This window comes from bacterium (genome assembly GCA_017744355.1).
In the GTDB taxonomy this organism is placed as follows: domain Bacteria; phylum Cyanobacteriota; class Sericytochromatia; order S15B-MN24; family UBA4093; genus JAGIBK01.
Genome location: JAGIBK010000002.1, coordinates 627941 through 641331, shown reverse-complemented (window position 1 = coordinate 641331; position 13391 = coordinate 627941). Strand labels below are relative to the sequence as shown.

The window sequence follows — 13391 nt, the reverse complement described above, 5'->3', positions numbered from 1 at the left end:
CTTGTGTTCGAACAGCCCACCGCCATGCGGTCCCAGGCGTTCTCTCGGATTTAGGCCCACCAACCTCCCCCGAGGGCTCGCGCCTGTGATCGCCTGATCGTTCACAGGAGGTTTCCTTGTACAACTTGAATGAACTGGGGTGGCCCTACGAGGGCATGGACCCCGGTCCCTACGGGCGTGTCGCTTCTCAAGCGCGAGACGCCTACTCGCTTTTGACCGAAAACGGCGAGGTTGAAGCGCGCCTCAGCGGTAAATTGCGCTTCGACGCCGAAGCGAAAGAGGCCCTGCATCCTGCCGTCGGGGACTGGGTGCGCCTGTCCTGGCACAACGACGGCACGAGCGCCCTCATCCACGAGGTCCTGCCGCGCACGAGCAAGTTCTCTCGTAACGCTGCAGGCAAGGGCGTCCACGAGCAAATCGTGGCGACCAACGTCGATGTGGTCTTCCTCGTCAACGCCCTCAACCTGGACTTCAACCTGCGCCGGATCGAGCGCTACCTCGCCCTCGCCTGGGAGAGCGGCGCCACCCCGGTCGTCCTTCTCACCAAGGCCGACCTGTGCGACGACGTCGAAGCGCGGTGCGAAGCCGTGCGCGCCATCGCGCCGGGGGTGCCGGTGCACGCGCTGAGCGCCTCGGCAGGCACCGGCCTCGAAGCACTCGACACGTACCTGCGTCCCGGCAAGACGGTGGCCCTCCTGGGCTCGTCCGGGGCGGGCAAGTCGACCCTGTTCAACCGGCTACTCGGCAGCGATCGGCAGCAGGTGCAGGCCGTGCGCGACGGCGACGACCGGGGGCGGCACACCACCACCCGGCGTGAGCTGGTGCTGTTGCCGTCGGGGGCGCTCGCGCTCGATACGCCCGGTATGCGCGAGTTGCAGCTCTGGGAGGGGGGCGATGGGATCCAGGAGACCTTCGCCGAGATCGCGGCCTTCGCGGCGCGCTGCCGGTTCCGCGATTGCCGACACGACGCGGAGCCCGGCTGCGCCGTGCGCACGGCGCTAGAGGCCGGGGTGCTCGACGCCGAGCGCCTCGCGAGCTTCCGAAAGCTCGAACGCGAGGCGGCCTACCAGCTCGCGAAGGTCGACGCGAACGCGGAGCGCTCGCGTAAGCAACGCATCAAGGAGCTCACGAGCCACCTCAAGCGCCACTACGAGGGCCGCGAGCGCTAGCTCAAGAAAGCGAGGGCGCCTCCGCTGCGGCGGGGGCGTCATTCGCATCGAAGCTCCGGGCCCAGTCACCGAGCGCGCAGAAGATGGGATCGAGGGCCTCCCCCTTGGGGGTCAGCCGGTACAGCACTTGAATGGGACGGGTGGCCGAGACCTCGCGCACGAGGATCCCGCACTCCTCGAGCTCCTTGAGGCGCTCGGTCAGGAGGCGATCGCTGAGATCGGGCACCGCCTCGCGGAACTCGCAGAAGCGGCGCGGGCGCTTCATGAGGGCGAAGATGATCGCCCCGGTCCAGCGCCGACCGATGATCTCGATCGCCCGGTGGAAGACCTGGCAGACCGGATCGCTCTCTCGCTTATCAGGTTGGATGTGGCTCGCCATTCGTCACCTGCCCGCAATTCCCTGGGCAAGCCGGCTCGCGCATCGACGGTGCGCCGAAGAGCCCCACTCGCCCGCATCAACTATACCACGAGCGCCCCTTTTCCCTATCAGGGCGGGCGCTCGAAGCATCAATCGACGCGGGCCTTCGAGGCCTACGGCAAGTCGAAGAGCAGGACTTCGCCCCAATCGTCCGATTCGAGCACGAGTTCCGACTCGTCCGCGACGGCGACCCCGTCACCGGCCGCCAAGGGAGTGCCGTTGACCGTGACCCGGCCCCGGGCCACGTGCAGGTACGCCCGCCGGGCCGGCTCGAGGGCGTAGGGAAGGCGATCGCCCTGCTTGACGACGGTCACGAAGAGAGAGGCGTCCTGGCGCACGTCGATCGAGCCGTCGCGCCCGTCCGGCGAGACGAGCAAGACCCAGCGGCCGCGCTTCTGTTCGTCGGTGAAGTTGCGCTCCCCGTACCGAGGCTCGCCACCCTGCTGATTGGGCATCAGCCAGATCTGGAGAAAGTGCGAACCCTCTTGCGCGGACGGGTTGAACTCGCTGTGGGTCACGCCGCTGCCCGCGCTCATGTACTGGATGTCGCCGGCCTTGATGATCGAGCCGTTACCCATGCTGTCCCGATGCTGGAGGGAGCCCTCGAGGACGTAGGTCACGATCTCCATGTCCCGGTGAGGGTGCGTGCCGAAGCCCTGGCCGGGCTCCACGCGGTCCTCGTTGATCACCCGCAGCGCCGAGAAGCCCATGTGCGCAGGGTCGAAATAGTCGGCAAACGAGAAGGTGTGGTAGGAATCGAGCCAGCCATGATTGGCGTGGCCGCGCTCTTGGCTCTTGCGGATCTTTAGCATGGTGGCTTACCCTTCCTTTCGGTACTAGGTAGAATCAACTCAATATTAGTTCTAACACGAACTAAATGTCAAGCACCTTCTGTCCCTTTGTCCTGGGGCGTATGATGGAGCACAGAGCGGCGTGAGACCGCCGTGCCGACCCTGAGGAGGCCTTCTCTTGCAGACCAATCCCTTCTCCCCGACGACCGATACGAGCCTTGCCGCCGCTGCGACGCACGAGGCCAGCGAGCCCTGGCGCATCAACCTGGGGCGCCTCGAAGACGAGACCTTGCAAGGGGCGCGCCCCGACTGGTGGTGGACCGGCAAGCCGCCGATTCACGGCCGCTGCCCGGGGGTGGACGCCGAGGGGGTCATCACCTCCTTGCCCTTGCTCGACTACAGCCGCTGCACCCGCGAAGAGGCCCTCGCCTACTTCGACAACACCTGGACCCTGACCGAGGTCCTCTTCTCGGCGCTCGCGAGCGAGGAAGCCTTCTACCGGCCGCCCTACCATAACTTGCGCCATCCGCTCATCTTCTACTACTGCCATCCGGCGGTGCTCTTCATCAACAAGCTGCGCCTCGCGGGGCTCATCGGCAGCGCGCTCAACGCCGACTACGAGCACCTCTTCGAGACGGGCGTCGACGAGATGTCCTGGGACGACCTCTCCAAGAACGAGCGCCGCTGGCCCTCGATCCAGGAAGTCAACGCCTACCGCCGCACGGTCTACGGCATCGTCCGCGAGGTGCTCGAGACGCATCCCGACCTGGACGGCCCCCTCTCGCAGGCAAGCCCCCTCTGGGCCCTCCTGATGGGCTTCGAGCACGAGCGGATCCACCTGGAGACTTCCTCGGTCCTCATCCGCGAGCTGCCCCTGTCCCTGGTACAGCGCCCCGCCCAGTGGCCTTCCGACCACCCGACGGCCTTCGGTCCCCAGATTCCCGAACCCCAGGCGGGCAGGGATTACCCCGAGAATCCTTGGCACGACGTCGGCGGCGCCGACGTCGTGCTGGGCAAGCCTCGCCAGTGGCCGACCTTCGGCTGGGACAACGAGTACGGCGAGCGCCGGGTGACGGTGGCTGCCTTCTCGGCGAGCCGTTACCTGGTGAGCAACGGCGAGTTCTGGGCCTTCGTCAAGGCGGGCGGCTACCGCGAGCGCCGGTACTGGTCCGAAGAGGGCTGGCAGTGGAAGACCTTCCGCAACGCCAAGTGGCCCACCTTCTGGGTGCCGGACGGCCCGTCGGGCCTCCACCGCTTCAAGCTGCGGACCTGCTTTGAGACCCGCGAGATGCCCTGGAGCTGGCCCGCCGAGGTCAACTACTTCGAGGCCAAGGCCTACTGCGCCTGGCGCAGCGAGGTCGAGGGCGGCACCGCGCTCCGTCTGCCGAGCGAGGCGGAGCACCAGCTGATGCGCCCAAGCGCCATGCGCGGCCTCGATCGCGCCACGCGGCGCGACCCGGTGATGGCGCACGCGGGCAGCGCCATGGCCCGCAGCGAAGGCCTCAACCTCAACCTCGCCTACGGCTCGGCGTCCCCGGTCGACGCCTTCGCTCCGACCGCCGAGGGGCTGCACGATGCCATGGGCAACGTGTGGCAGTGGTGCGAGGACCACTTCAACCCGCTGCAAGGATCCAAGCTCGATCCGCTCTACGAGGACTTCAGCGTTCCCTGCTACGACGGTAAGCATCAGATGCTGCTGGGCGGATCCTTCGTCAGCACCGGGGACGAGGCGAGCATCTGGGCCAGGTTCCACTTCCGGCCCCACTTCTACCAGTTCGCGGGCTTTAGGCCGGTGCGCGCCGCGGGTGACGGCGGCGCGGTCAAGCTCGGCGCCGAGGGTGGCCAGGAGGACGTCTACGAGACGCGCCAGTTGCTCAACGAGTACCTCCTGATGCACTACGGCGCCCCCGAGGACGTGATGCCCTATGCCTTCGGCCCCCGGGACGCGGTGGACTTCGCCCAGCGCTGCGCCCGGATGCTCAATGACGCGGCGCGCGAGGAAGGGATCAACGGCGGGCAGGCCCTGGACGTGGGCTGCGCCGTCGGCGGGGCGGTCTTCGAACTGGCGCGGCACTTCGACGCGGTGACCGGGGTGGACCTCTCCAAGTCGTTCATCGACGCGGCCGACACCCTGCGTCGCGACGGGCGCCTGGACTACGATCGCAAGGACGAGGGGAAGCTCATGACTCCCCGCACGGCCGTGATCGACCCGGCGATCGCCCGCGAGCGGACCACCTTCCGCCAGGCGGACGCCTGCGCGCTGCCCGCCGAGTACGAGGGCTTCGACGCGGTCCTGATGGCGAACTTGCTGTGCCGCCTGCCGAGCCCGCGCGCGTGCCTCTCGCGCCTGGGGGGGCCCCGCGGCCTGGTGCGATCCGGCGGGCTCTTGCTCATCGTCTCGCCCTACACCTGGCTCGAGCAGTTCACCTCGCCCGAGGCCTGGCTCGGCGGCTTCGAGCGGAACGGCGAGCGCGTCCGTGCCGCCGACACCCTGCGCGCGATGCTTGAAGACGAGTTCGAGCTGATCAAAGAAGAGGACGTGCCGCTCGTCATCCGAGAGCACGCCCGCAAATTCCAGTACATCGTGTCGCACGCGATGCTCTGGCGTCGGAAGTAGGTCCTTAGACGCTCTTAGCCCCGCCGCTGGTCGGCGGGGCTTTGCTTTCGGGCCTGGCAGCGCGCGAGAACCTCTCGCTTGCCTGCATCACCCAGGCTCATCCAAGCGCCAATCTCGCCGCCGGTGCGATAGCAGCCGATGCACCAGCCGCTCCGGGGATCCAGCTTACAGACCTTGGTGCAGGGCGAGGCGACCTCGCTCACGCCTTGCGGCCCGTGAAGAAGGCGATAATCGGGAAGAAGAGGCGCAGCAAGCGCTCGCCCCAGTTGCGCGCGGGCAAGGGAATGATCTTGTCCCACCAGTCGATCTTGGCGGGGATGCTCGTCTTCCAGTCGGCGTCGAAAAGGGCCTCATCGAGCCGGCGAACCTGGGCGGGGTCGTCGATCCCGACCCCCACCTCGCGCGAGAAGGACCAGGACTGGTTGTCCATGTTCTGGGAGCCCACGTAGGCCCACTGGCCGTCCACCGCCAGGTACTTGGCGTGCGAATCGGAGACCTTCTTGCCGTCTTCCGAAAACCAGCGCAGCTCGACGTTCTTCTGGGCCTCAGGCGGCAGCTGCGCCACGAAGCGCTCGGCAGCCCAGGCGGTCGCGCGATCGACGATCAGGACCGGGTTCCACATCTTGGCCACCACCAGTTGCACCTTGACCCCACGCTTGGCAGCGTCCTCGATCGCATCCCAGACCTCGGGGGAGTTGAGGTTGGGGGTGGCGAGCTTGATGCTCGTCTTGGCGGCCTTCATGGCGGCGAGCAAGCCCTGGTCGGCGTCGTTGGCCAGGTAGTCCCCGCTCCAAGCCACCCCACGCTTGGTCAGCATGGTCATGGGCACCTGGGGCTGGGTCGAAGGCAGGGGGGGGCCCTGGAGGTGCACCGGCGGGGTCGCGCTCGAATTGAGCCAGCGCTTGGAGGTGCGCCAGGCGTCGTCGAAGTCCTGCAGGAACGAGTCCACCACCGGCCCCCGCACGTGGATCATCATGTCGCGCTCTTTGGGGTTGTCGATGTTGTCGCCGCCGATCACCGCCTCGCGGCCGTCCAGGACGAACATCTTGGTGTGGTTGGACTGGCGGCTCACCGCCCCGGCGTAGAAAGCGACCTCGGCCTTGACCCCGGCCTTGGCGAGCGCCTGCTCCATCGTCTGGCCGAAGGGGTTGAGGTCCCGGTTGTAAGCGATGTAAACCTTGAAGTCGGGATTCTTGGCCTGCTTCTCGGAGATGGCCTTTAGCAGGCGCTTGGAAGCTTCGGACTTGTAGTCGAAGATGAAGGTCTGGATACAGATCTCGAGCTGGGCCTTGTCCAGCAGGGAAATCACCTGGTCGATGGCCTCGTCCTCGGCATCGACGTCGTTGATCCAGATGTCCTCGACGGATCCCATCGCAAAGGCGCGGGAGGCCTCGACAGTCCCTTTGTTCGTCTCGAAGACGGCCTGGTTCACGGCCGTGCCGATGGGCGAGCGACCCTGAGGATAGGTACGCAGGCGCGAATCGAGCGTCGGGGTGGGCCCCGCGGCCGCGGCCAGGGTCTTCGCGGCGGCAGGGACGCGCGAAGGCTGATGAGAGCGAGAAGCGGAATCGATTTTCGACAAGGGCGATAGCCTCCCAAGAGCAGGACCTTTCTCGATTATCGACGATCCTCGACGATTTCTGACCTCTTGCCGGCAGAATGGTCGCTATCCCTTTACGTTGGGAGATCCGCTACAATCGAAAGGCTGCATGCTTCGGAAAGGAGGGGCCGCTTGGAAGTTCTGGTCCTCGGAGGCACCCGCTTCTTCGGGCATACCCTCGTCCACCGCCTTGTGGCGCACGGCCATGCCGTCACGGTCCTCACCCGCGGCAACCTGCCCGTCCCGACGGGGGCCCACCACCTGAAAGCCGATCGCACCGACCCCGCCGCGCTCGCAGCGGTCCTCTCGGGCCGGCGCTTCGACGTGGTCATCGACAACGTGGCCTTCACCGGCGCCGACGTGGAAGGGATCCTCGGCGCCCTACGGGACCGCCTGGGGCACTACGTCCTCGTCAGCACCGAGTCGGTCTACGCGGAGTTCACGGGCCTGCGCATGTACCACGAGTCCGAGGTCGGGCCCGGCAACCTGCAGCCCATTCCCGGCCTCAACCCGTACGCCGAGGGCAAGCGCGAAGCCGAGCGTGTCCTCTGGGAGCGACAGGGCACCATCCCCCCCTTCACCATCGTCCGACCGGGGTTCGTGGTCGGCCCTCACGACTACACCCGGCGCTTCGACTTCTTCTTGCAGCGCGTCCTGGACGGTGGTCCGATCCTGCTGCCGGACGGTCTGCCGAGCATCTTCCAGCTGAGCTGGCACGAAGACGTGTGCGCGGTCATCCTCGCCACCCTGCAGGCCCCCAAGGCCTACCACCGCGCCTACCACGCGGTCGGCGCGGAGCTCTTCACCTACCAGACCTTGGTGGCGACCCTGGCGGGACTCGCAGGCTCCGCGAGCGCGACGGTGAGCGTCTCGCGCGAGGCGCTCGAAGCCCAGGGCCTCGCGGACTACGGCCTCCCCTACGGGGGGCCGGGCTGGGTCCTGGTGGGCGAGGGCGGCAGGACCCGCGACGAGCTGAACCTCGTCCCCACCCCCGCGAGCGTCTGGATGCCACAGCTCGTCGCCCACCGCCGCGCACATCCCCACGAGCCCGATTCGGCGGGCTACGCGCGCCGCACCGAAGAGGTTCGCCTCGCGCTGCGCTCCCACCACGCCCCCACCCACTAGGCGCTCCGAGGCGCAGGGAGTCCGACGGATGCAGACCGTGTCACAAGACATCTTCCCCGAAACCGCCGCGCGCCTCGAAGCCTGGCGCGCGAGCGACGATGTCGTCGGCGTGCTGCTCGTCGGCTCCAAGTGCCGCCGCTACGGCGACGCTCTCTCGGATGACGACCTGGAAGTCCTCTTGACCGACGAAGCCCACGCGCGGCTTTCGCCCGAGGCGACGAGCGAGGTGGCCTTTTCCGGCGAGGGGGCAAGCAGGAAGCTCGTCTACGACGCTTACTACACCTCGATCTCTGATCTAGAAAGCAAGGTCGCCTCGCCCCGCGACCTGGACCACTGGCCCTATGAGCAGGCCCAGGTGCTCTTCGACCGGGACGGCCGGGTCGAGCAGGCCGTGCACGCCGCCGGCCGCATGGACCTCGCCTTCCGGCGCCTGCGCCTGCTGCACGCCGGCATCGACGCCTACAACGCCGTCTACCGGGCGCAGAAGTGCCGTCGCCGCGACTTCGAGGCCGCGGTGGCCACCAACGTCGCTCGGGGCGCCAAGGCCCTCTCGCGCCTCCTCTTCGCCCTCGAAGGGCGCTGGGTGCCGATGGATCACTGGCTAGAGCCCGAGCTCGCCTCGCTGAGCGACGCGGACGCCTGCGTGCCGCTGTTGATCCAGGCGCTGAAAACCCACGACCCCGATCCGCTCTTGCAGGCGCTCAGCCGCCTCCAGGCCGCACTCGAAGCCGAGGGCTTCCCCGCTCCTTCCGAGCGCGCGGCGCTCTTTCTCACCTTGATCCACCCGTCGCGCGCCGACGAGCGCCTGATCCACGGCCTGCCCTAGCCCCGTCGCCCCGAGCAAGGGAGGGACTGAATCCTGCGCAGCCCATCGACCGCCATGGCGCCACTCTTTGCCCTGTCCCTGGCCCTCGCGGCCGGGTGCCAGGCCTTGCCCGGCGCTCGCCCCCCGCTTGCGTCCACCCTCCCGGCCGGCGCAAGCCTCACCCTGGGCCTGCCGCCCACGGCGAGCGCCCCGCGCAAGACCCAGGCCCAGACCCTGAGTGCCGAGGCGCGCTTCACGCTGACGGTCCGCGCCGGGGACCTCGACGCTCCGGTCTCGATCGTCGTGCCCCAGGCCGAAGGCGCCCGGACCCTCCGGGTGGAAGGCCTTCCGCTCGGTACGAACCGGCTTCTCACGCTCCAGGGCGTGGACGCGGCGGATCGCCCCTTGCCCGGCGCCGAGTGGCTCGCGGTCGCCCCCCTCGCGTCGGGTTCCAACCAGGTGATGCTATCGAGCGCGACGACGGCGGTGGGCAAGGTTTGGGCGCGCTGGCTCGATACCGGGCACCAGGTGCTCGCACAGCAGGCGGATCCCGCGCAGGTGGCGCGGCGGCTCGAAGCGCTGAAACGCGCGAGCAACTTGCCGCACCACGCCCTCATCGATACGGACAAGTGGGCGGATGCGGTGGCCGCCGCCTCGGGCTCGCTCGAGGTGCCGGGAAGCTTTGCGATCGCCCCCGGCTCGGCCCTGGTGACGGTCACGGGCGCCCCGTCGGCAGTACCCGCCGAGCTCTGCATCGACGACCCGGTCTCGCCGCTACAGAGCGGGGTCTCACCCGTGACGACCCAGACCGGCGGCCGCTATCGGGTGGGACCCGTCATGCCCGGGACCTGGACGGTCTGGGTCTCGGTGCCGGGCTTCGGCGTCGCCAGCCGATCGCTGAGCGTGCCAGCAGGCGGCGAGGCGAATATCAACCTCGAATTCAAGGGTTGGAAGGCTGGCCCCAAGCTGCCCGTGGCCCTCGGCAACGCCGGGTACGCCACTGACGGCCGCCACCTCTACGTCGCCGGCGGCGTCCTCCAGGGGGGTGCGACCACGGCGGCCTGCTGGAAGCTCGATACCCAGGCGCCGACGCCCACCTGGCAGCCGCTGCCCGACATGCCGAGCCCGCGCGACGGCGCCGCCTGCGTCATCATCGGGCGCACGCTCTACGTCGTGGGCGGCTACACCAAGGGCGAAGGCTACCGCAAGGACGCTCTCTCCCTCTCGCTCGACGTGGCACAACCCGAATGGCTTACGTTGACCGAGCTACCGAGCATCAACGGCCGTCCCCTCTCGCAGCTGGGATACCCGGCGGGCGCCTTTTCCCTGGACGGCAAGCTCACGGTGCTCATCAACGTCTTCGGCGACCAGGTCAGCGAGGCCCCCTTCGATCGCAGCCACACGGCACAGTACGACCCCACCCTCAAGGCCTGGCTCGTGGATGCGAACGGCATCCCCACCATCCGGACCCCGCGCGATCGCGCAGGCTTTTCCCCCGTCGTGATCCAAGGCGCCGTCCAGCTCATGGTCGCAGGCGGCGACAAGCCGGATATCCAGGAGAACCGGGGCTCGTACGGCTTCCTCTTCCGCTCGGCCATGCCGCGGGTCGAGGCCCTCGATCTTTCGCGCCGCCAGTGGGCGGGCTGGCCCGATTTGCCGACCGGGCGCTCGGAGCTTGCGATCGCCCAGGCCGGCAGCAACCTCTACGCCGCCGGCGGGGTGGACAACCAGGAGCATTCCCTCGAAACCGTCGAGCGCCTCGATCTGAGCACGCGTCGCTGGCTGCCGGGGCCGCCCCTTGCGATCCCGCGTTCCTCGTTCGGGCTGCTCTACGCGGGCGAGCGGCTCTGGGCCATCGGCGGCTCCCCGTCCCTGTACCTGAACGATGCAGCCGGCGGCTCGGCCCGCGCGCTCGACTCGGTCGAGGTGCTGGAGGTGACGCCATGACCGCGCGCCTGTTGACCGGCCTGCTACTTTGCAGCCTGCTCTCTGCCTGCCAGGAGCCTCCGCCCGCCCCCGGCGTCTTGGGCCTCGTCCCCACCCCGGCCGCCGGGTCCCAGGATCCGACACCAACCGACAAGGATCCGGCGAAACCCGACCAGAAGCCGGATCCCATCAAGCCTCAGGATCCCGCCAACCCGGACGGGCCAGGCCTCTTCCTCACGTTCGGCGAGGTGCCGCCCCAGAGCTGGCTGAGCGTCTCGCCCCTTGCGATCGCGCGGGCCGCCCACTCGCTGGTGACCATGAACGGCGCGCTCTACGCCATCGGAGGCGACTTCAACGACCTGATCGAGCGCTACGACCCCATCCTTCGCAGGTGGACACCGCGCCGCATCCCCAACCAGTCGGCGATAGCCCACCCCATCGGCCAAGCCGCAGCCCTGCGCAACCGGATCGTGATGGTCGCCAACGACCGCGAGTACCTGGGTGCTCCCGAGATCACCGCTCCGGTCTTCTTCGACCCCGAAAGCCTGGACGCCTTTACCGCCTTCGAAACCCCCATGTGGAGCGAGTTCGGCAACCTGGTGGCCCCACGCGCCGCAGCGGGCGTCGTTTCGGACGGCGAGACCCTCTACGTGCTGGGCGGCTCCAGCAAGCGCTACGACGGCACCCCCCAGGGGTACGTCTGGGTCGACTCCCCCCTGGTCGAAGCCCTCTCGGCCCGCACCCAGCAGTGGCACCAAGCGACCCCCATGCCCACCTCGCGTGGCAGCCTGGGAGTCGCCATGCTCGGCGGCAAGATCTACGCCGCGGGCGGCTTCCGGTGGACGGGCACCCCGGCCAAAGAGTCGTACTACGGCAGCTGGGGCGTGGACGCCAACGCGGGCGCCGCCATGGAGGCCCTCAAGGCCTTCGAGGTGTACGACCCGCACCTGGACACCTGGGCCACCTGCTCGGCCATGCCCACGGCACGCCACTCGTTCGCGCTGGTCGCCGCCAACGGCAGACTCTACGCCATCGGCGGCGCCAACACCCAACACCGGGCCCTTTCCACCGTCGAGTCCTACGACCCTGCGACCGATACCTGGCACGCAGAGCCCTCCATGGGCACCGCCCGCGCTCTGCTCGCCGCCTCGGCGGTTTCTGACCGCCTGGTCCTGGTGACCGGCGGCATGGACGCAAACGGGCGCCCGCTTCGCACGGCTGAAGCCTTCAACCCGGAGGTCCTCCCATGACGACCCGCCGCCCCTTCGGCTTCGCCCTCAGCCTGGGTCTCGTCCTCACGGGCTGCCAGGTGATGAGCCCCCTTGCGAACAGCCAAAGCCCCACGCTCGATGCCCCAAGCCTGAGCGCCACCGTCGAAGACCGCTATCCCGGCTCTTCCAACGCGAGCGATCCGGTGAGCGGGGCTGGCACGAGCGCCCAGGCCGCCGACGTCGTGCCCGGCGAACTCATCGTGACCCTGGCGCCTGGCGCCGCGCTACCGCTCGACTGGGGAAGTCTCGGCAAGGCCACGGTCAAGGACCAATTGCGCTTCGCGCACCGGGTCGCCCTGCTCGCGCTCCCCGACGGGGTCGCCGTGGAGCAAGGGCTCACCTACCTGCGCCAGCAACCGGGCGTCATCACGGCGCTGCCCAACCACCGGATCGCCCGGCGCGAGGCGCCGCCCGCGAACGACCCCTTGCTCGGTGCCCAGTGGTCCTACCCGGCCAAGGTCGCCAATGTCTACGGGGGCTGGACGAAGCTCGACGGCCTCCTGGATCCTGCGGCGATCGCCCGCACCACCGTCGCGGTGCTCGACACGGGGGTCGATCCCGACCATCCGGACCTCAACGTGCTGCCCGGCTACAACTCGGCGGATCCCATCGAAGGCGGCCTCGTCTCGACCGCTTCCTTCGATCCGGCCGAGAACGACCACGGCACCGCCTGCGCCGGGGTGCTCGGCGCACGGCGCGGCAACGGCCTGGGAGCCGCAGGGGTCGCGCCTGGGGTCCCCATCCTGCCCATCAAGGTGATCGGCACCAACGGCGGCGGCTCGGACTTCAGCATCCTGCGCGGGCTCAAAATCGCTGCCGACTACAATCGCCCGGACGCGCAATACCCCAACCTCCAGAACCCGGCCGCCGGCAAGGTGCGGGTGGTGAACCTGAGCTATGGCCCCACCATCACCGCGCGGCTGGAGGTCTACGACGCCGTCTTGGAGGAGCTGCGCCAGCAGGGGATCGTCGTCTGCGTCGCGGCGGGCAACAACGGGGGAGACGGCCGCGTCGAGGTGCCCGCCAACAGCCCGGCGGCCATCGGCGTCTCGTGCACCTTCCAGTACCTCGACTGGGAGATGCTCGCGCCCTATTCGAGCCGCGGCCCCGAGATCTGGGTCTCGGCCCCCGGCAACTACCTCTGGAGCACGGCCGCCAAGGGCCACGCGCCCGACTACGCCAACGCCTACCGGCTCTTCAACGGCACGAGCGCCGCGGCCCCCTTCGCGGCAGGGGTCGCGGCGCTCGTGAACATCGTTTACGGCTCGAACGGGCCCGACCAGGAGACCGCCGCCTGGGCTGATCGGGTCAAGCGCCGCCTGGCCGAGAGCGCGGACGACCTGGGCGCCGAGGGGTTCGACCCCTTCTACGGCCACGGGCGGGTCAACGCCGAGCGCGCCGTCAGCGGGAGCCTGCCGAACTAGCGCTTGCAGAGCAGGCGGATCGTCTGGGTCATCTTGTCCTTGAGGGCTTCGGGGTCGAGGTCGGTGAAGCAGGCCTCCAACTGGCTCTCCACCAGATCGCTCGTCACCCGGTCGAGCGCGGCCTTTGCCGCCATGATCTGCATGAGGATCTCGTCGCACTGACGCTCCTCGACGATCATCCGCTGCAGCCCCTTGACCTGGCCCTCGATGCGGCGCAGGTTCTGGAGGATCTTGTCCTGGGCCAT

General features: G+C 68.7%; 12 protein-coding genes. 7 read left to right on the top strand and 5 right to left on the bottom strand.

Annotated features, from left to right (window positions below):
• Positions 1–155: 155 nt before the first annotated feature.
• On the top strand, positions 156–1169 hold the full coding sequence (gene rsgA, locus J7643_08565) for a ribosome small subunit-dependent GTPase A (protein MBO9540629.1): 1014 nt from the start codon (positions 156–158) through the stop codon (positions 1167–1169).
• Between the two features lies 1 nt (position 1170).
• On the opposite strand, the gene J7643_08560 is transcribed toward rsgA, so the two are convergent.
• Complete coding sequence (locus J7643_08560) at positions 1171–1548, bottom strand: helix-turn-helix transcriptional regulator (protein ID MBO9540628.1); 378 nt, start codon at positions 1546–1548, stop codon at positions 1171–1173.
• Between the two features lie 152 nt (positions 1549–1700).
• Complete coding sequence (locus tag J7643_08555) at positions 1701–2399, bottom strand: pirin family protein (GenBank protein ID MBO9540627.1); 699 nt, start codon at positions 2397–2399, stop codon at positions 1701–1703.
• A gap of 238 nt (positions 2400–2637) precedes the next feature.
• Here J7643_08555 and ovoA point away from each other — a divergent pair, with 238 nt between their 5' ends.
• Positions 2638–4995 (top strand): 5-histidylcysteine sulfoxide synthase, encoded by a 2358-nt coding sequence (gene ovoA / locus J7643_08550; GenBank protein MBO9540626.1) that lies wholly within the window; start codon positions 2638–2640, stop codon positions 4993–4995.
• Between the two features lie 14 nt (positions 4996–5009).
• Here the strand turns inward: ovoA and J7643_08545 are convergent, their stop codons facing one another.
• The gene (locus tag J7643_08545; GenBank protein ID MBO9540625.1) at positions 5010–5198 is read right to left on the bottom strand and encodes a DUF1289 domain-containing protein; all 189 of its coding nucleotides are present in this window, start codon (positions 5196–5198) and stop codon (positions 5010–5012) included.
• Positions 5195–6577 (bottom strand): phosphatidylserine/phosphatidylglycerophosphate/cardiolipin synthase family protein, encoded by a 1383-nt coding sequence (locus J7643_08540; protein MBO9540624.1) that lies wholly within the window; start codon positions 6575–6577, stop codon positions 5195–5197. The genes J7643_08545 and J7643_08540 overlap by 4 nt, the downstream gene beginning before the upstream one ends.
• Positions 6578–6727: 150 nt before the next feature.
• On the opposite strand from J7643_08540, the gene J7643_08535 reads away from it, so the two are divergent.
• From J7643_08535 to J7643_08515, 5 genes are read left to right on the top strand one after another with little or no spacing between them, the layout of a single operon-like run.
• Positions 6728–7720 carry an NAD-dependent epimerase/dehydratase family protein gene (locus J7643_08535; GenBank protein MBO9540623.1) on the top strand — a complete coding sequence of 331 codons (993 nt, stop codon included), beginning with the start codon at positions 6728–6730 and terminating at the stop codon, positions 7718–7720.
• 37 nt (positions 7721–7757) lie between these two features.
• A complete protein-coding gene (locus J7643_08530) occupies positions 7758–8546 on the top strand; it encodes a hypothetical protein (protein MBO9540622.1) in 789 nt (262 codons plus the stop codon).
• A 54-nt stretch (positions 8547–8600) separates the two neighbouring features.
• Positions 8601–10472, top strand: coding sequence for a hypothetical protein (locus J7643_08525; protein ID MBO9540621.1), 1872 nt, complete (start codon positions 8601–8603; stop codon positions 10470–10472).
• Entirely contained in the window at positions 10469–11701 is a 1233-nt protein-coding gene (locus J7643_08520) for a hypothetical protein (protein MBO9540620.1), read from the top strand. Before J7643_08525 ends, J7643_08520 begins: the two co-directional genes overlap by 4 nt.
• The gene (locus J7643_08515; protein MBO9540619.1) at positions 11698–13146 is read left to right on the top strand and encodes a S8 family serine peptidase; all 1449 of its coding nucleotides are present in this window, start codon (positions 11698–11700) and stop codon (positions 13144–13146) included. The genes J7643_08520 and J7643_08515 overlap by 4 nt, the downstream gene beginning before the upstream one ends.
• Here J7643_08515 and J7643_08510 read toward each other — a convergent pair.
• The gene (locus tag J7643_08510; protein MBO9540618.1) at positions 13143–13391 is read right to left on the bottom strand and encodes a metal-sensitive transcriptional regulator; all 249 of its coding nucleotides are present in this window, start codon (positions 13389–13391) and stop codon (positions 13143–13145) included. The genes J7643_08515 and J7643_08510 overlap by 4 nt on opposite strands.

Coding starts and splice junctions, on each gene's coding strand:
- J7643_08510 (MBO9540618.1), bottom strand. CDS start 13,391: ATGGCCCAGGACAAGATCCTCCAGAACCTGCGCCGCATCGAGGGCCAG.
- J7643_08560 (MBO9540628.1), bottom strand. CDS start 1,548: ATGGCGAGCCACATCCAACCTGATAAGCGAGAGAGCGATCCGGTCTGC.
- rsgA (MBO9540629.1), top strand. CDS start 156: ATGGACCCCGGTCCCTACGGGCGTGTCGCTTCTCAAGCGCGAGACGCC.
- J7643_08525 (MBO9540621.1), top strand. CDS start 8,601: ATGGCGCCACTCTTTGCCCTGTCCCTGGCCCTCGCGGCCGGGTGCCAG.
- J7643_08555 (MBO9540627.1), bottom strand. CDS start 2,399: ATGCTAAAGATCCGCAAGAGCCAAGAGCGCGGCCACGCCAATCATGGC.
- J7643_08515 (MBO9540619.1), top strand. CDS start 11,698: ATGACGACCCGCCGCCCCTTCGGCTTCGCCCTCAGCCTGGGTCTCGTC.
- J7643_08520 (MBO9540620.1), top strand. CDS start 10,469: ATGACCGCGCGCCTGTTGACCGGCCTGCTACTTTGCAGCCTGCTCTCT.